Annotated in this window: 14 protein-coding genes and 1 pseudogene; 9 read left to right on the top strand and 6 right to left on the bottom strand. The window is 41.6% G+C overall.

The features are described 5' to 3' along the window. Nucleotides 1–6 precede the first annotated feature (6 nt). The 3 genes from glnL to glnA form a co-directional block, all read right to left on the bottom strand. Nucleotides 7–1,059 (bottom strand): nitrogen regulation protein NR(II), encoded by a 1,053-nt coding sequence (glnL, locus tag HNR75_RS01590; RefSeq protein ID WP_188025258.1) that lies wholly within the window; start codon nucleotides 1,057–1,059, stop codon nucleotides 7–9. 98 nt (nucleotides 1,060–1,157) lie between these two features. Beyond that, nucleotides 1,158–1,700: a DUF4124 domain-containing protein gene (locus HNR75_RS01585; protein WP_188025257.1), complete on the bottom strand. Its 543-nt coding sequence runs from the start codon at nucleotides 1,698–1,700 to the stop codon at nucleotides 1,158–1,160. A gap of 108 nt (nucleotides 1,701–1,808) precedes the next feature. Then, nucleotides 1,809–3,218 carry a glutamate--ammonia ligase gene (glnA, locus tag HNR75_RS01580; RefSeq protein ID WP_188025256.1) on the bottom strand — a complete coding sequence of 470 codons (1,410 nt, stop codon included), beginning with the start codon at nucleotides 3,216–3,218 and terminating at the stop codon, nucleotides 1,809–1,811. Between the two features lie 341 nt (nucleotides 3,219–3,559). Here glnA and typA point away from each other — a divergent pair, with 341 nt between their 5' ends. After that, nucleotides 3,560–5,383: a translational GTPase TypA gene (typA, locus tag HNR75_RS01575; RefSeq protein WP_188025255.1), complete on the top strand. Its 1,824-nt coding sequence runs from the start codon at nucleotides 3,560–3,562 to the stop codon at nucleotides 5,381–5,383. 138 nt (nucleotides 5,384–5,521) lie between these two features. Here the strand turns inward: typA and HNR75_RS01570 are convergent. Beyond that, nucleotides 5,522–6,722 (bottom strand): annotated as a pseudogene (locus tag HNR75_RS01570) (IS256 family transposase). A gap of 488 nt (nucleotides 6,723–7,210) precedes the next feature. On the opposite strand from HNR75_RS01570, the gene ptsP reads away from it, so the two are divergent. From ptsP to HNR75_RS01535, 7 genes are all read left to right on the top strand, one after another. Then, nucleotides 7,211–9,724: a phosphoenolpyruvate--protein phosphotransferase gene (gene ptsP, locus HNR75_RS01565; protein ID WP_188025254.1), complete on the top strand. Its 2,514-nt coding sequence runs from the start codon at nucleotides 7,211–7,213 to the stop codon at nucleotides 9,722–9,724. Continuing rightward, nucleotides 9,708–10,691 carry a transaldolase gene (tal, locus tag HNR75_RS01560; RefSeq protein WP_246358667.1) on the top strand — a complete coding sequence of 328 codons (984 nt, stop codon included), beginning with the start codon at nucleotides 9,708–9,710 and terminating at the stop codon, nucleotides 10,689–10,691. Before ptsP ends, tal begins: the two co-directional genes overlap by 17 nt. Before the next feature lie 43 nt (nucleotides 10,692–10,734). Then, nucleotides 10,735–12,726 carry a transketolase gene (tkt, locus tag HNR75_RS01555; RefSeq protein WP_188025253.1) on the top strand — a complete coding sequence of 664 codons (1,992 nt, stop codon included), beginning with the start codon at nucleotides 10,735–10,737 and terminating at the stop codon, nucleotides 12,724–12,726. An 88-nt stretch (nucleotides 12,727–12,814) separates the two neighbouring features. Further along, a complete protein-coding gene (locus tag HNR75_RS01550; RefSeq protein ID WP_188025252.1) occupies nucleotides 12,815–13,882 on the top strand; it encodes a PTS fructose transporter subunit EIIC in 1,068 nt (355 codons plus the stop codon). Between the two features lie 66 nt (nucleotides 13,883–13,948). Continuing rightward, a complete protein-coding gene (locus HNR75_RS01545; RefSeq protein WP_188025251.1) occupies nucleotides 13,949–15,202 on the top strand; it encodes a class II D-tagatose-bisphosphate aldolase non-catalytic subunit in 1,254 nt (417 codons plus the stop codon). 63 nt (nucleotides 15,203–15,265) lie between these two features. Beyond that, a complete protein-coding gene (locus HNR75_RS01540; RefSeq protein ID WP_188025250.1) occupies nucleotides 15,266–15,589 on the top strand; it encodes a PTS fructose transporter subunit IIB in 324 nt (107 codons plus the stop codon). 129 nt (nucleotides 15,590–15,718) lie between these two features. Further along, nucleotides 15,719–16,069 (top strand): PTS fructose transporter subunit IIB, encoded by a 351-nt coding sequence (locus tag HNR75_RS01535; RefSeq protein WP_188025249.1) that lies wholly within the window; start codon nucleotides 15,719–15,721, stop codon nucleotides 16,067–16,069. On the opposite strand, the gene HNR75_RS01530 is transcribed toward HNR75_RS01535, so the two are convergent. After that, nucleotides 16,070–16,918, bottom strand: a complete 849-nt coding sequence (locus HNR75_RS01530; RefSeq protein WP_188025248.1) for an AraC family transcriptional regulator — start codon at nucleotides 16,916–16,918, stop codon at nucleotides 16,070–16,072. A gap of 22 nt (nucleotides 16,919–16,940) precedes the next feature. Then, nucleotides 16,941–17,591, bottom strand: coding sequence for an HAD-IA family hydrolase (locus HNR75_RS01525; RefSeq protein ID WP_188025247.1), 651 nt, complete (start codon nucleotides 17,589–17,591; stop codon nucleotides 16,941–16,943). Nucleotides 17,592–17,727: 136 nt separating this feature from the next. Here HNR75_RS01525 and HNR75_RS01520 point away from each other — a divergent pair, with 136 nt between their 5' ends. After that, entirely contained in the window at nucleotides 17,728–18,045 is a 318-nt protein-coding gene (locus tag HNR75_RS01520; protein ID WP_188025246.1) for a hypothetical protein, read from the top strand. Nucleotides 18,046–18,140: the final 95 nt, after the last annotated feature.

Genomic DNA, 18,140 nt, shown 5'->3' with positions numbered 1-18,140 from the left:
TCCTTATTACTTACGAAGCGGTAAATAGATGCAAAATTCAGTGTGTCCCGGCCAACTGACACATTCGATACGGCCTTTATGCTGATCAATCAGATTCTGTGCGATCGAGAGACCTAAACCAGTACCGCCTTCCTTGCCCGTGACCATCGGATAGAACAGGGTATCCCGGATGTTTTCCGGTATGCCCGGACCATCATCAATAATGCGGATCTCTGCTGCCAGCCTGTAGCGTTTGCCATGGATGGTTATCTGAAAGACGGTGCGGGTTTTCAGTTTGATCGTGCCGTGCCCGTGCATGGCTTCCACCGCGTTACGGACTATATTCAGGAACGCCTGCTGCAGCTGTTCCTGTTCCATTTCGAAATCAGGAATACTGGGGTCATAATCCCGTTCAATCTTGATTCCCGGTGGCAGCTCCATTTCCACCAGACGGCGCACCTGCTCCAGGACAGAATGTACGTTATGTACCTGATGCCGTCCGGGCCGCTGCGGCCCCAGCAAGCGATCCACCAGATTCCGTAACCGGTCCGCCTGCGCGATGATAATGCCGGTATATTCTTTCAGTTGTTCATCCGGTAGCGCTTTTTCCAGCAATTGTGCCGCACCCCGCAAGCCGCCCAACGGGTTTTTGATTTCATGCGCCAGGCCGCGAACCAGATCCCGGGCCGCCAGTTGCTGCGAGTGTTGCTGCTGCTCCTGACTGATGCGTTTCTGCTGGTCAATCTTGCGCAGTTCGACCAGCGCCATCTGTTCCTGATTGTCATAGACAGCAATGACACTGACTTCGACACTGCGCGGTTCGCTTTCGACCACCAGGGTGACCTCGTTATCGGTAAACCCCTGTCCCTGGGTCAGGCAATGGCGTAAACGTTCCAGATCCAGCGAAATGTAATCAACCACCTGCTCCAGCGCATGGTCCAGCAGCCGGCGGGCACTGACACCCATCAGCTGTTCGGCCGCCGGATTGACATACCGGACAATCAGATGTTTATCCAGCAGAATGACGGCCGTCAGCAAATTATCCAGCAGTAATTTTGGTAAATCAGGACGGCTATTCACAGTGGTGATCTCCCGGATACTGATTGCACTAATGTGGTGCTATTCGTTGTTATATAGTGGTGCGACCGAACCAGAATAGTGCTTTTGTCAGGCGAAAATTACCTGATAGCTCTAGGCCGGAACAAATAAATTGTAATTGTCTCTGATGATGCAAGTACCTTGCCGGTTTGTGCGATCAGTTCGGTTCTCAGCTGGTGAGCCCCTCTGTCAAGATCTTGCACCTGACAGCTCAGGGTTGCGGTATCACAGGGATAACGGCTGCTATCGACATAAATAAACAACGCTGCCGCATCGTCATCCGGCAGCAGCGCTGGCGTCAGCTGATTGCTGACGGTGAATTTACCCTCACCATCCCGGATGGTTTCTTCCATCAGCGGAGAGGTGATGCTCAGTGTGTAGCTGACAGAAGAAACCGCGGGTTCTGCTGCTGTTGGGGTTTCAGGAACGGGATTCGGGTTGTTGACCGGCGGATTTGAAATTTCGACTTGCATGGTCTGCGCTGGTTTTCCGGCGACCGGTCGGTCACTGAAGTGTGTCACGCCGTTGGCATCGGTCCAGTAATAGATGGCCGTATTTTCCTCTGCAGCCTGCACAGCCCAGGATAAACCCAGTGCCAGCCATATACCTGATAGTCGTTGCATAGTGCGGTTCCCTGCTCATGATTAATAATAAAGTGCAAACAAATACATCAGGTTAAATCATAATCAAAAAAAAACCCGCCGGAGCGGGTTTTTTCAGAAACGTGAGACTTACACAGAGTAGTACAGTTCGTATTCTACTGGTGATGGAGTCATACGCAGACGGTCTACGTCAACGTTTTTCAGATCAATGTAAGCATCGATGAAGTCTTCAGAGAATACACCACCACGAGTCAGGAACTCACGGTCAGCATCCAGAGATTTCAGTGCTTCGTCCAGAGAGCCACAAACCTGTGGGATCTGAGCTGCTTCTTCTGGTGGCAGGTGGTACAGATCTTTGTCTGCAGCATCGCCTGGGTGGATCTTGTTGATGATACCGTCCAGACCAGCCATCAGCTGTGCAGCGAACGCCAGGTATGGGTTAGCTGCTGGATCCGGGAAGCGAACTTCGATACGGGCTGCTTTCGGGCTCGGTACCAGAGGGATACGGATAGAAGCAGAACGGTTACGTGCAGAGTAAGCCAGCATTACTGGTGCTTCATAACCTGGAACCAGACGTTTGTATGAGTTGGTTGTTGGGTTAGTGAAAGCGTTCAGTGCTTTAGCGTGCTTGATGATACCGCCGATGTAGAACAGTGCCATTTCTGACAGACCACAGTATGCGTCACCAGAGAACAGGTTTTTGCCATCTTTACCCAGAGACTGGTGGCAGTGCATACCTGAACCGTTGTCACCAAACATTGGTTTTGGCATGAAGGTTACAGTTTTGCCGTAAGCATGAGCTACGTTATGGATAACGTATTTCTGAACCTGAACTTCGTCCGCTTTCTTAGTCAGAGTGTTGAAACGGGTTGCGATTTCGTTCTGACCAGCAGTAGCCACTTCGTGGTGGTGCGCTTCTACTACCTGACCCATTTCTTCCAGGATCAGACACATTGCAGAACGCAGGTCTTGTGAAGAGTCAACAGGAGCTACTGGGAAGTAACCACCTTTAATGCCTGGACGGTGACCTTTGTTACCACCTTCGAAAGACTTGCCAGAGTTCCATGCAGCTTCAGGATCGTCGATCTTGAAGAAAGAACCACTCATGGTGTTTTCGAAACGAACGTCTTCAAAAATGAAGAATTCTGGTTCTGGTCCGAACAGAACGGTGTCAGCGATACCGCTTGCTTTCAGGTATTCTTCAGCACGTTTGGCGATAGAACGTGGGTCACGATCGTAGCCTTTCATGGTTGCTGGTTCCAGGATGTCACAACGAACGATCAGAGTAGACTCTTCGGTGAATGGATCCATCAGGGCAGTCGTTGCGTCAGGCATCAGAACCATGTCTGATTCGTTGATACCTTTCCAGCCAGCGATTGAAGAACCATCGAACATTTTACCGTCTTCGAAGAAATCTTCGTTAACCTGGTGTGCAGGAATAGAAACGTGTTGTTCTTTACCTTTAGTGTCAGTGAAACGCAGATCAACGAATTTAACTTCGTTTTCTTTGATCATATTCAGAACATTTGCAGCGGACATGCTAGCTAACCTCCGGTGTCATTAAAATCAGATAGCGATATTTAAATTCTTTTCGCTAATGAGCAAAAAGCGGGCCAACTTAAAAACTCTTCAGTTAATCAAGGGATAACCGTTAATCGCGCCATATCAATGCTCCATTTGTGGATCATTTTGGTGCGTTAAAGCCCTAAATTGGTGCTCTCTTGTGGTGCAGCAACGCACGCACATTCTGCCGAAGATGATTATACAGAGATCCTGCAAAAATATGCTCTTCGTTTTTACAGCAAATTTGCTATGCAGATCACGTTGGGGTAGGTAGAATGAGCGCCCGATTTTTAGTCACTTTTTAGCTTGAGGCGAGGATGTTAGATAAACTCCGCAATATTGCGATCATAGCGCACGTTGACCATGGTAAAACGACTCTGGTTGACAAACTGTTGCAACAGTCAGGAACCCTGGACCGCTCCGTGGAAGGTCAGGAACGCGTTATGGATTCCAATGATCTGGAAAAAGAACGCGGGATCACCATTCTTGCCAAAAACACCGCTATTCGCTGGAATGACTACCGTATTAATATTGTAGACACCCCAGGTCACGCTGACTTCGGTGGTGAAGTAGAACGTGTAATGTCCATGGTTGACTGCGTTCTGCTGCTGGTTGATGCCGTTGACGGCCCGATGCCACAGACCCGTTTCGTGACCCAGAAGGCGTTTGCCCGTGGTTTACGTCCAATCGTGGTTGTGAACAAAATTGACCGTCCGGGCGCACGTCCTGACTGGGTTATTGATCAGGTATTTGATCTGTTTGACAACCTGGGCGCGACTGACGAACAGCTGGACTTCCCGATCGTTTACGCTTCTGCGTTAAACGGCTTTGCAACCATGGACCCATCGATTCCTTCAGACAACATGGATCCACTGTTCCAGGCCATCGTTGATTTCGTTGAACCGCCAAAAGCCGATCCGGCTGGTGAGTTCCAGATGCAGATTTCTCAGCTGGACTACTCTTCTTACGTAGGTGTGATCGGGATCGGTCGTGTAACCCGTGGTAGCGTGAAGCCAAACATGCAGGTTACTGTTGTTGGTGCTGATGGCAAAACCCGTACCGGCAAAGTTGGTCAGGTCATGGGTTATCTGGGTCTGAACCGGACTGAAGTAACTGAAGCACAGGCAGGTGACATCATTGCGATCACTGGTCTGGGTGAGCTGAAAATCTCTGACACCATCTGTTCAAACGCTGCGGTAGAAGCACTGCCTCCGCTGTCTGTCGATGAACCGACTGTGACCATGACTTTCCAGGTAAACACTTCTCCGTTTGCCGGTAAAGAAGGTAAGTTCGTAACTTCCCGTAATATTCTGGAACGTCTGCAGAACGAACTGCGTCACAACGTGGCACTGCGTGTGGAAGAAACCGAAGATCCGGATAAATTCCGTGTATCTGGCCGTGGTGAACTGCACTTGGGTATCCTGATCGAAAACATGCGTCGTGAAGGCTTCGAACTGGCGGTATCCCGTCCGGAAGTTATCATGCGTGTCATCGATGGCGTGAAGATGGAACCAATGGAAACGCTGACTGTCGATATCGAAGAACAGCATCAGGGTTCCGTGATGGAAAAACTGGGTGAGCGTAAAGCTGACCTGCGTAACATGGTGCCGGATGGCAAAGGCCGTGTACGTCTGGATTATATGATCCCGGCTCGTGGTCTGATCGGCTTCCAGACCGAGTTCATGACTCTGACCTCTGGTACCGGTCTGCTGTACCATACTTTCGAAGAGTACGGCGAGTTCAAAGGTGGTTCTATCGGTCAGCGTCAGAACGGTGTTCTGATCTCTAACGCGACCGGTAAGGCACTGGGCTTCGCTCTGTTCAACCTGCAGGATCGTGGCCGTCTGTTCATTGAACACGCGACCGAAGTATACGAAGGCCAGATCATTGGTATTCACAGCCGTTCTAACGATCTGACAGTAAACTGTCTGAAAGGTAAACAGCTGACCAACATGCGTGCTTCCGGTACTGACGAAGCGATCGTGCTGACGACGCCAATCAAAATGACGCTGGAACAGGCGATGGAATTCATCGATGATGATGAACTGGTTGAAGTGACACCGCTGAACATCCGTGTTCGTAAGAAATTACTGACCGAGATGGATCGTAAGCGTGCTAACCGTGGTTCTAAAGAAGATTAATTCTTCGCTGAAACCGGTGATCAAAGAAGCCTCGCATTTGCGGGGCTTTTTTTACTTTCAACTTAGACGAATAGTAGTAATTTTAGATTATCAAGTAGAGAGTCTGTAAAATTTTCTGTGTAAGTGGCTGTTTATTGATCACATCGGTAAACAGTCACCATACATGATAACGAATTGCTTCATGGCGGGTTTCCAATCCCTTAACGGCATTGTCTATTTCTTCGCTATCTGATGTAAAGCCAGATACAGCAATTTCAGGATCGCATCATCATTCGGGAATGAACACCATGTTTTCGTTACTTGCCGCAAACTGGCATTTAATGACTCTATCGCATTCGTTGTATAGATCACTTTACGGATCTATGGCGGATAATCAAAAAAGAAGCTCAACTGGATTCAGTTATTTCGCCATGATTGACTGATTTGTGGATGCTGGCTGTCCTAGTTCGATGCAAATTGTTTCAGTGCTGCTTCCGCTTCGTTCAGGGTTGCTGCGGCATAAATGGTTCGTAAATCGGCAGCTACCGCCTTGCGTTCTTTCCAGTGCACAAATTTCAGACTATGACGAATTTGATGCACAATGCATAGCTGAATTTGCGTCTTCGGATAGACGGCTTCAATGGCCTCTGGAAACCCTTTCAAGCCGTCAAAGCAGGCAATGAAAATATCGGTGACACCCGATTTTTAAGCTCATTCATGACACTGAACCAGAACTTGGCGCCTTCATTTTGTGCCAGCCATAACCCCAGTAATTCTTTCTCGCCCTCGGTGTTCACGTCCAGAGCCAGATAAACGGCCTTGTTTTGTACGACACCCGAAGAACGATTAAACAATCAAGATAGACAATCGGATAAACCGCAGCGAGTGGCCGTTGCTGCCAGGCTTTTACTTCGTCCAGTACGGCATTGGTAACCTGCGAAATAAATGTCGCTGAAACCTCAACACCATAGGCTTCTTCAAAATGAGCCTGAATATCCCGGGTAGACATACCTCTGGCGTAAAGTGAGAGAATGCGGTCATCGAAACCACCAAGCTGTTTTTCGCCCTTTTTCACCAGTTGAGGTTCAAAGGAACTGTTTCGGTCACGGGGAATATCCAGTTCAATGTCACCATGAACCAAGCGAACGGTTTTAGTTGTTTTCCCATTACGGGAATTACCGGTGTTTTTACCCGAAGACGAGTTTTTGGGATAACCAAGATGATGTTCCATCTCCGCTTCTAAAGCTCGTTCAGCCAGCTTTTTAGTTAACTGACGGAGTAAACCCTGTTCACCCATCAGGTCTTCAGGTGATTTACAATCAGCAAGAAGCTGATCGAGGATTTGGTCGGTAATTGGCATTCCAGTTTCCTTTTAACAGGGTGTTCAGAATGCCACTTACACAAATTTTTTACACTCTCGATTCTGAATAAAAGTCCTGCTCATTTATTCAAATTTCTAGAATCTAGATGTTACAAACATATTGATGAGTTTGAGATTCTTTAAAAGATCGGGCTGTATGACCTGATTTTGCATTTACACGGGAATAAATGTGACGTAAATCCAGATTTGATGATGTCGAAAATTTATTTAGATGCGTTGTCCGCTCAATTTATTAACTTCAATCATTATATATATGATTGATATTTATGTATTTTTATAAAAAATAACTCGTATTGTTACACAAGGTAATATTTGCGACGTTTGTCACACTTCTATCTTGATCGTACATTTGTCCAGATTTTTACCCTTCCGTCCAATAGCTAGTCTTTGTAGGCTGACTTATCTTAATAACATCAAGAAAAAACATTTCTGCTTTCTAAAATATATATCTGGGGGTTATGGCAACCATGAGTATTGAATATAGTTTTCGTTGTGCTTTAACAAATGGCATTCATGCCAGACCCGCCAGCCATTTAGAAAAATTATGTAATCGTTTTAATTCTGAAATTGTTTGGATTAACGAAAGAAATAAGAATAAAGGCAACGCTAAAAGTGTTCTTTCGTTAATTGGAACAAACACATTGTTTGAGGATGATTGTCGATTAGTTATTACTGGTGAAGATGAACAACAAGCATTTAAAGATGTTTCATATTTTATTGAAAATGAATTAGAAGCTTGTGATTCTGTACTTGAAACAACAGAAACTGAAGAAGAAGCATCCTCTTTACCAAGAACACTAGTAAAAGCAAATCCTACTTATATTCAAGGTAAATCGGTTATTCATGGAATAGCCAAAGGTATTATCAAACCGTTGAATGCTGTAAATTTGGATGACTTCAAAGACATTGATTATATTGTTTCTCCAGTTGAAGCTGAACAAAATAAGTTTGTAAGTGCGATAGATAAAACAATCAAAGAAATTCAAGACAAGTTAGCTACATGCTCTAAAACAGAAACAGAAATATTAAACTTTCAGTTATCCTTCTTATCTGATGAAGATTTTATTCAAAAAATACAAACAAACATCAAGACAGGAGATGGAAGCGTTTCTGCATTAATGAGTGTAATTAATAGTTATCGTGAAATGTTTAGAAATGCTGATAGTCAATATCTAAAAGAAAGAGAGTTAGATGTAATTGATGTTGCGAGTGAAATTCTTAGTATTCTTGCTCCAGATGTATCAGTTAAAAATGAATTCAAACTGACAGAAGATTCAATTTGTGTTGCTGATAACCTGACTCCAGGTCAGTTTATTGATATGGATAAAAAATACCTAAAAGGTCTAGTATTAACCCATGCTGGAGCAACATCACATACAATTATTCTGGCTAGATCATTTGGCATTCCAACAGTGCTTGGTATTGAAACATCAGCATTGTCATCATTAGAAAATAAAACTGTAATTCTTGATGGTGATTTCGGAATTGTTGTTTACGAGATGAATGATGAGGTATCTCGTTATTATCAACAAGAATCTACAGTATTAAGCCTACAAGCCATAAAGCAAAACGTTCATAGTAAATCTGCTGGATGTACAAATGATGGCAAATCATTTGAAATAGCTGCAAATATCGCCTCTGGTGATGAGGCAGAAAAAGCATTTGCTATGGGAGCTGATGGGATTGGTCTTTTCAGAACAGAAATGCTCTATATGGATAGACCATCAGCACCAACGGAGGAAGAGTTATATCAGGCATTTTGCACCGCAGTTAAATTTGCAGATGGAAAACCAGTCATTATTCGCACAATGGATATTGGCGGTGACAAACCTGCTGAATTTATCAAAATTCCAAAAGAACATAATCCGTTTTTAGGATATAGAGGTGTTCGAATTTGTGAAGAATATAACCAACTCTTCCAAGATCAGTTAAAAGCAATTCTGCGTGCTACACCATTAGGGAAAATAAAAATAATGGTGCCAATGGTTTCTTCATATGAAGAGGTTCTTTGGATTAAGTCCGAGGTTGAAAAAGCAAAAACAACCTTAAGAGATCTGGGGTTAACTTATAGTGATTCGTATCAACTAGGCATCATGATTGAAGTACCATCTATCATGTTTATGATCGATGCTTGCTGCGAACACCTTGATTTCCTTAGTATTGGTAGCAACGATTTAACGCAATATCTGATTGCTGTCGATCGGGATAACCACAACGTCAGCAAATATTATAATTGTTTCAGTCCTGCTTTTATCAAAGCTCTGAAATTCATTGCAGACAGTGTTCATAAGAACGGTAAATGGATTGGTCTCTGCGGTGAAATGGGTGGAATGCAGAAAGCATTACCAATCCTGACAGGTCTGGGTTTAGATGAAATTAGTATGAGCTGCAATGCTATTGCCAGAACTAAAGAAGAACTATCAAAATTAGATTTTAATTTGTGTTCTGCGTTGGTGGATAAACTCTGCAATGCAAAAACAGCAGAAGAAGTCGAATATCTTTTAGAACATGAACAAACACAGATTAGGAATGACAGTATTATTTCTGAAGATTGCATCTTATATGATGCTGATTTCAAAAATAAAGAAGAAGCATTAAAAGGTATCGTTGATAAATTATATCTAGCTGGTAGATGCAAAAATAGATTTAAGTTTATTGATGACTTATGGTTAAGGGAAGAAGCATATACAACAGATATTGGATTTGGGTTTGCTATTCCTCATTCAAAATCAGAACAAATGCTTAGTAATACAATTAGTATCTGTAAATTAGCTGAACCAATTAATTGGGGTAACTCTGAAGTCTCAGTTATTGTCATGCTGGCTTTGCGTAAAGAATCTGTAGATGCAGGTGGAAATGATCATATGAAGATTTTCTCTAAACTTGCAAAGAAAATAATGAACAAGGATTTTAGAAATCAAATATTTGATTCTAATTCCACTAGTCAAATTCACGATATATTTAATGAACATCTGGCGTAAGGGTGCAGTAATGAACAAATTAGAGGCTTTAAAAAGACACACAATTATTGTAGCAGACACTGGTGATATCGATTCAATCAAAGAATTAAAACCAGAAGATGCAACAACAAACCCATCGCTGATTTTAAAAGCTATGGCTAGCGGTAAATATAATTATCTTCTCGATGATGCTTTAGTTAAAGTTGAGAAAGAAAATCTGCCTAGCGATATGAAAGTGTCATATATTTCTGATTTGTTGGCTGTTGGTATTGGTAAGGAAATTTTAAATATTGTTCCTGGTCGTATATCTACCGAGGTTGATGCAAGACTTTCTTTCGATACACAGAAAACAATAAGAAAAGCAAAAGAACTTATTGATCTGTATGAATCATACGGAGTAACTAAAGACCGTATTTTAATTAAAATCGCTTCAACTTGGGAAGGTATTCAAGCAGCGAAAGTGCTTGAAGCAGAAGGTGTAAATTGTAACCTGACTTTATTATTCTCAACTGCACAAGCCAAAGCATGTGCCGATGCTGGTGTATATCTGATTTCTCCATTTGTTGGCCGAATTATGGATTGGTATAAGGCTAAAACAGGAACAACTTTTACTGCTGAGAATGACCCAGGCGTATTGTCAGTTAAAAATATCTATAACTTCTACAAATCAAATAATTATAAAACTGTTGTTATGGGCGCTAGTTTTAGAAATGTTGATGAGATCATTGCCCTTACTGGTTGTGACCGATTAACTATTAGCCCTGATTTATTAAAAGCATTGAGCAATATGGATGGTGATATTATTCCTGCTATCCGTGATTTAAATAATACAGCTATTACGAAGACAGAAATTACCGAGCCAGGTTTCCGTTGGGAACATAATCAGGATGCGATGGCAGTAGAAAAACTCTCAGAAGGTATCAGAGCATTTGCTCAAGATCAGGAAAAATTAGAGAAAATTATTATTGAGAAATTAAATAGCATCTGATCTTCAATATTTCTGAATTAAATATTTATTACTGGAGTTTTTTATGGAACGTCGAGTTCTAGCGAATGCTATACGCGCTTTATCAATGGATGCGGTTCAAAAAGCGAATTCAGGTCATCCTGGCGCACCAATGGGCATGGCCGATATTGCTGAAGTTTTATGGCGTGATTTCATGAATCACAACCCTTCAAATCCTCAATGGAGTAACCGAGACCGTTTCATTCTGTCAAATGGCCACGGTTCAATGTTGCTGTATTCATTGTTACATCTGACTGGTTACGATCTTAGTATTGAAGACCTGAAACAGTTCCGTCAGTTACATTCTAAAACTCCAGGTCATCCTGAATACGGTTATGCACCAGGCGTAGAAACAACTACAGGCCCTCTTGGTCAAGGCATCGCAAATGGTGTCGGTATGGCTTTGGCTGAGAAGGTGTTAGGCGCTCATTTTAACCGCCCAGGTCTTGATGTCGTTGATCACTTCACTTATGTATTCATGGGCGATGGATGCATGATGGAAGGTATTTCTCATGAAGTCTGTTCACTTGCTGGTACATTGAAACTGGGCAAACTGGTCGCGTTCTGGGATGACAATGGGATCTCCATTGATGGCCATGTGGAAGGATGGTTTACAGACAATACTCCTGCTCGTTTCGAAGCTTACGGTTGGCATGTTATTCGTCAAGTTGATGGTCATAATGCGGCTGCGATCAAGGCTGCTATCGAAGAAGCTCAGTCAGTCACAGATAAACCAACGCTAATTTGCTGTAAAACAATCATTGGTTTTGGTTCTCCAAATAAATCAGGTTCACATGACTGTCACGGTTCACCTTTAGGCGCGGCTGAAGTTCAAGCTGCTCGTGAGGCTTTAGGCTGGTCATATGAGCCATTTGTTATCCCAACTGAAATCGCTGCTATGTGGGACGCCAAAGAAATTGGTCAAGTAAAAGAAAGCGCATGGGATAAACAATTCGCTGAGTACAGCAAACAATTTCCAGAGTTAGCACAAGAGTTTACTCGCCGTGTAAATGGTGAACTTCCTGAAACTTGGGCTGCAAAATCAGTTAGTTTCGTTGAAAAATTGCAGGCTGAACCAGCGACTTTGGCTTCTCGTAAGGCAAGTCAGAATGCGATTGAAGCTTACGCAGCATTCTTGCCCGAACTATTAGGCGGTTCAGCTGATTTAGCGCCTTCAAATCTAACAATGTGGAGTGGTTCAGAATCAATCACACCTGAAAATGCTGCTGGTAACTATATTCATTATGGTGTCCGTGAATTTGGGATGTCTGCATTAATGAATGGGGTTGCATTACATGGTGGATTTATTCCTTACGGTGCGACGTTCCTGATGTTCATGGAATACGCAAGAAATGCTGTTCGTATGGCAGCTTTAATGAAGCAACGTTCGATCTTTGTATATACCCATGACTCTATTGGGTTGGGTGAAGATGGTCCAACTCATCAGCCTGTTGAACAGTTAACTTCTCTACGCAGTACACCTAATTTATCTACATGGCGCCCTTGCGACCAGGTTGAAACAGCAGTTTCTTGGAAATTTGCGATTGAGAATAAAAACGGCCCGACAGCCTTAATTTTCTCCAGACAAAATCTTGCTCAACACATAAGAACAACTGAGCAATTAAATAACGTTAAGAAAGGAGGCTATGTATTAAAAGAGCCTGAGGGAGAAGTCCAGGCAATTATTATTGCAACAGGCTCTGAAGTTAGCCTTGCAATTCAGGCTTCTGATGAATTAGCAACACAGGGAATAAATGTCAGAGTGGTTTCAATGCCATCAACTGATGTTTTCGATGCTCAGTCTAAAGAATATAAAGACTCAGTATTACCTACAAATATTAGAAACCGTGTTGCTATTGAAGCTGCAAGTAAAGACCTGTGGTTTAAATATGTAGGGTTAGATGGTTCTGTTATCGGAATGGAAACATTTGGTGAGTCGGCTCCTGCTGAATTGTTGTATGAGCATTTCGGTATCACTAAAGAAAATTTAATCAAAGCAATCAAAGAACATAAATAATGGCAATTTAAATTTCTGGTTCCAGTTAATAACAGGATGAAGTAATTATCCATATTAAATTGAAATGCAACTTCAAAAGGAAATATTTATGTTGTCGATTCTAAAAGATACTCGGAAACACTTTATGACCGGTGTTTCCTATATGATCCCGTTCGTAGTCGCTGGCGGTGTTTTATTAGCCTTAGCCGTCATGATCAGCGGTAAAGCAGCTGTTCCTGACGCAGGCATTTTGAAATCAATGTCTACGATTGGTATCGCTGGATTGACCTTATTTATCCCAATCTTAGGTGGTTTTATTGCCTATTCGATTAGTGATAAAGCAGGTATTGCTCCAGGCGCAATTGGTGCCTATCTGGCAAATAGCATGGGCGCCGGCTTCTTAGGTGGCATGTTATCTGGTTTGATTGCAGGCATCCTTGTCTATTACATCATTCAGATTATCAAGTCTTTGAAATTGCCTGATTTTCTGAAATCAATCATGCCAATCTTCATTATTCCATTGTTAGGAACCTTCCTGACCGGAATGATTGTTATCTATATCATCGGCGATCCAATTGCTGGCATCATGAAGTTCCTCGGCGATTGGTTATCAGGAATGCAGGACTCATCAAAAGTTGTGATGGGTATCATCCTGGGCTGCATGATCACCTTCGACATGGGTGGCCCGATGAATAAAACTGCCTTTTTCTTTGCTGTTGCATTGATGGGCACAACTCCGGAACTGATGGCTGCGGTAGCTGCACCAGTATGTACACCACCACTGGGTATGGCTTTAGCAACTTTCCTCTTCAAAGGCGTATTCACTTCAGAAGAACGTGAAGCCGGTAAACCAGCATTAATCATGGGTTGTATCGGTATCAGTGAAGGTGCAATTCCGTTTGCTGCATCAGATCCACTGCGTGTTATCCCTGCAAATATGGTTGGTGGTGCAGTTGCGTCAATTGTCTCTCTGATTTTCGGTGCAACTAACCATGCTCCATGGGGCGGTCTGATTGTTCTGCCGATTGTTGGTAACCCTGTTGGATATGTTATCGCGGTTGCTTTAGGCGCACTGACTACAGCTGTAGTAGTTATGTTGCTGAAAAAATACTGGAAAAGTTCTAAACAAGAAATCACTGACTCTGCGGACGACGATTTTAATATCACCCTAAATTAAAGCTGCCAAACGCAGAGTCAGTACCCCATAAGCCTACAAGCCAATAAGTAGTACCAGAGGTTAAAAATGAAAAACTCATTAAAGAAATATGTAGATTACATTGTAAAAAATAATAATAAAGTAACAATGCTCGGAATTGGCCCTATGTCACCAAATTTGATTCAAGCTTGTTTCGAATTGGGCCGTGACCTTGATATGCCAATTATGTTCATTGCCAGCCGAAATCAAGTTGATGCAGATGAATTTGGTGCTGGCTATGTAAACGGTTGGGATCAATATCGCTTTGCTGCTGACCTGAAAGCTATCGCGGACAAAGTATCCTTTGGTGGCGACTATTTCTTATGTCGTGACCATGGCGGACCATGGCAACGTGATGCGGAACGTACTAATCACCTGCCAGAAGCTGAAGCGATGAAACTTGCACGTAAATCTTATATGGAAGATATGAACGCAGGTTTCGATCTGTTGCATATCGATCCAACTAAAGATCCTTACGTGATGGGTAAAGTAATTGATATCAACGTTGTTCTTGAACGTACTGTTGATTTAATTGAGTTTTGTGAGGAATATCGTAAAGAAAATAACCTCGCAGAAGTGTTCTACGAAGTAGGCACTGAAGAAACCAATGGTGGGTTAACATCTCTTGAAACATATGAAAACTTCATTAAGACATTAAGCCAACGTCTGGAAGATAAAGGTTTACCTCAACCAGTCTTTATCGTTGGTCAGACAGGTACTTTGACTCGTTTAACACAGAATGTTGGTCATTTTAATGAAGTTCAATCACACAATTTAGGTGAAATTGCTGCTCGTTATGGTGTTGGTTTGAAAGAACACAATGGCGACTACTTACCTGATGATATTCTTCTGAAACACCCTGGATTAGGCATCACTGCAATGAACGTTGCGCCAGCTTATGGAACAATTGAAACGCGCGCATACCTCAAATTGCATGAAGTAGAAAAAGATCTTGCAGCGAAAGGTCTGATTAGTAATTGTTCATCTTTCACAACTCAACTGAAAAAAGAGTGTGTTCTGAGTCATAAATGGAAAAAATGGATGACAGAAGAACATAAAAATATCACAGACGAAGAGTTATTGAAGAATGAAGAGTTGCTTCAAGTTGTATGTGAATTAAGTGGTCACTATAACTATGAAAAAGAATCAGTTCTTCGTGAAAAAGAGATCATGTTTAAAAACCTGGAAAACTTTGGCATCACACCGAATCGTTATTTAATCAATAAGATTAAAGACATGATTCAAAATGAAGCCGAATGTTTCAATATGCCAGGTCTGACAAAAGCCGTCTCTGCAATGTAATTAAATGAATTTCGATATTTGTAATATTTAATATCAGAAACAATTTATAGAGAGAATATTATCATGGTTAGTATAGTAGGCGTTACTGCATGCCCTACAGGGGTTGCTCATACTTACATGGCAGCTGAAGCAATAATTGCTTCAGCTGAAGAAAAAGGTTGGAAAGTAACTGTTGAAACACAAGGATCTTTAGGGATTGATAATCCTTTAAATAATGATTTAATTAAATGTGCTGATATAGTGATTTTGTCAACCGATGTCGCTATTAAAGGTGAAGAACGATTTAAAGGCAAACCTGTAATTAAAGCTGGTTGTAGTGAAATTATCAGAAGCTCTAAAAAATTGATGGATAAAATAGAAGCATATATGGCTAAGCAGAGTGCATAGCTATTAATAAAAAGGGGAGTAAGCTCCCCTTTTTATATAAAACAAATGTCACATTTGTATGTAACTTGATAAAAAATATAAAACATAGTAGTATTATCGCAATATTTTCTACTATGTTTTGAGTTCAAGATGAAAACTAATTTGAATATAGTGGCTGTGACTGCGTGTGTCACTGGTGTGGCTCATACATATATGGCAGCTGAAAAACTCAGAAAGTATTGTGCTACTTATGGGCATAAAATCATAGTGGAAACCCAAGGTGTTCTAGGTTCTGAGCAACACGTTGATGAAGAAGACATCAGAAATGCAGATGTTGTGATTATCACTTCTGATATCAATATCGCAGGGGCTGAGCGTTTTGATGTTCCTTGCCGTTTGATCTCAATCAGCATTAGCGATGTTATGCTCAACACTGAAAAGCTATTCCGTGCTATCGACAAAATCCTCAATCATCCGAAAGGAACAAGATTAGACTTCTGATTATTGATTAATTCTAAATTGTTTTCTGTATTCAGATGGGGCTAGTGCGGTTTTCTTTTTAAAGATCCGGCAAAAATAATTTGAATCATTGAAACCACATTGTTGTGCTATCTCGTGGATAGTTATATCAAACCGCTTCAATAGATACTTAGCTCTTTCCAACCGGACAAAATTAATGAAGTCGTTAAACGTAATATGGCCCTCTTTCCTGAACAACCAAGAAAGATAATTCGGAGAAATAAAAAATTCAGCTGCAACTGATTCTCTTGTGAGTGGTTGCTGATAATTTTTTTCAATGAAATTCCTTACTGCGTTAAACAACGCATAGCCACGAGAGTACTGAGTTTTTGTATCTCTTAAGCTCTCAATAGAGAAACTAATAAGCGCTTTCACTAATTGAATAGCTGTATCTTGATGTTCTGTTTGTAATGAAATTTCATTGAGTGCTTGGATAAGCAGTTCGCATATTCTGGATTTGCTAATTGTAATATGGTCTTTAGCTAAAATTTCAAAATTAGATCCACTCCAATGCATTAAACTAAACCCAATTTGTTGTTTACTAAATAAAAGGCTTAGTGTCGTTACCGGTGACATCCATTCTGGTTTATTCCATCCATCAGGAGGGACAAACAATGCAGTTGATCTTGTTTGTTGTATTTTGTTGATATCATCAGCATATCCGCCAATAGTCATTTCAATTGAACCATCAACAACTAATTCCAAACGGGGAAAGTTGACCTGATATGCCATTGGTAATGGAGTTGTTGTCTCCCCTGAAAAAATGATTTTAGACAACGAGTCAGTTGCAGACATAAAACCGTCGAGAGTATTAATAAGATCATGATTCATCAGGGTTTCCTAGAGCACATAACTACTTCAATGAAACCGTAATCATATCATTTTCAAGAAAATTCAACGCAATTTGATGATAAGAAGTGATATGGAGTTTGACACTCGTATCATTTTTATATTTATGATTTACTGCAATCACCTGACATCCGGCTGCAACACCAGATTGAATGCCGGCTAGTGCGTCCTCAACGACAATACATTCCTCAGGCTTAAAACCAAGAGTATTTGCAGCTAATAAATAAGCTTCTGGATGAGGTTTGCTGTTTTTAATATGTTCAGCGGTAATAAATAAAGATGGCATTGGCAACTTTGCCGCTTGATGTCGAGCTCGAGCGAGTTTTGGAGTACCAGACGTTACAATAGCCCAAGGAGTTTTATGTCGATTTAACTCATTTAGGAAATTAATCGCACCGTCAATTTCAGCAATGTCATGAGTTTCATTACACTCTCTTCTTTCCAGATCTAATAATGCCAGCTGAACTTCATTTTCAGTACAGCCTTGCATGAAATGTCGTAATGATTCTACCGCTTGTCTACCATGGATATAATTTAAAACATCATTAACAAGAACGTTGTGTTCATGCGCCCATTGGGTCCAAACTCTTTCTGATGCTGGTAATGAATCAATTAATGTGCCATCTAAATCAAAAAGAAAACATTTTGCTTGCATGTCTGAATATACATATTTGTTCGGTTAGGTGGTAATATAATTTAAACGAATTTTATATGAAAATAAACAGCTATTTCCATCTGCTTATTTGATACTTTCATAATGATTTTTGATTGCAAATAAATATGGTTTACACATGATTTTTTTGTTGGGTTTTCCTGTATGTCTTACAAAAAAATTTATAAATTTTATATCTATAAAAGAGATCTGGTTATTTATGGCAGTTATATTGAGTACTAAAGTTGTTATTTCTGAAGGTGGTATTGTGTTCGGAACAAGTGGTGCGCGAGGTTTTGTTGTTGATTTCATGCCACAGGTTTGTGCTGCTTTTACACATGCATTTGTGGCTATTATGCGCCAAGAGTTTGATGACATTCAGATGGCATTAGCCATCAATAATCGATCAAGTAGCTATGCGATGTTGTGCAGCTGCGATGATTCAGGCCGGTGTTAAACCTGCTTTTTATGGTGTAATGCCGACACCTGCATTAGCTTATCAGGTGATGCAAGATAAAATGCCATGTATCTGGTGACTGGCAGCCATATTCC

It is taken from the genome of Tolumonas osonensis (genome assembly GCF_014202415.1).
GTDB lineage: Bacteria > Pseudomonadota > Gammaproteobacteria > Enterobacterales > Aeromonadaceae > Tolumonas > Tolumonas osonensis.
Note: the sequence above shows the minus strand (reverse complement) of the source record. Positions and strands in the feature narration are given on the sequence as shown.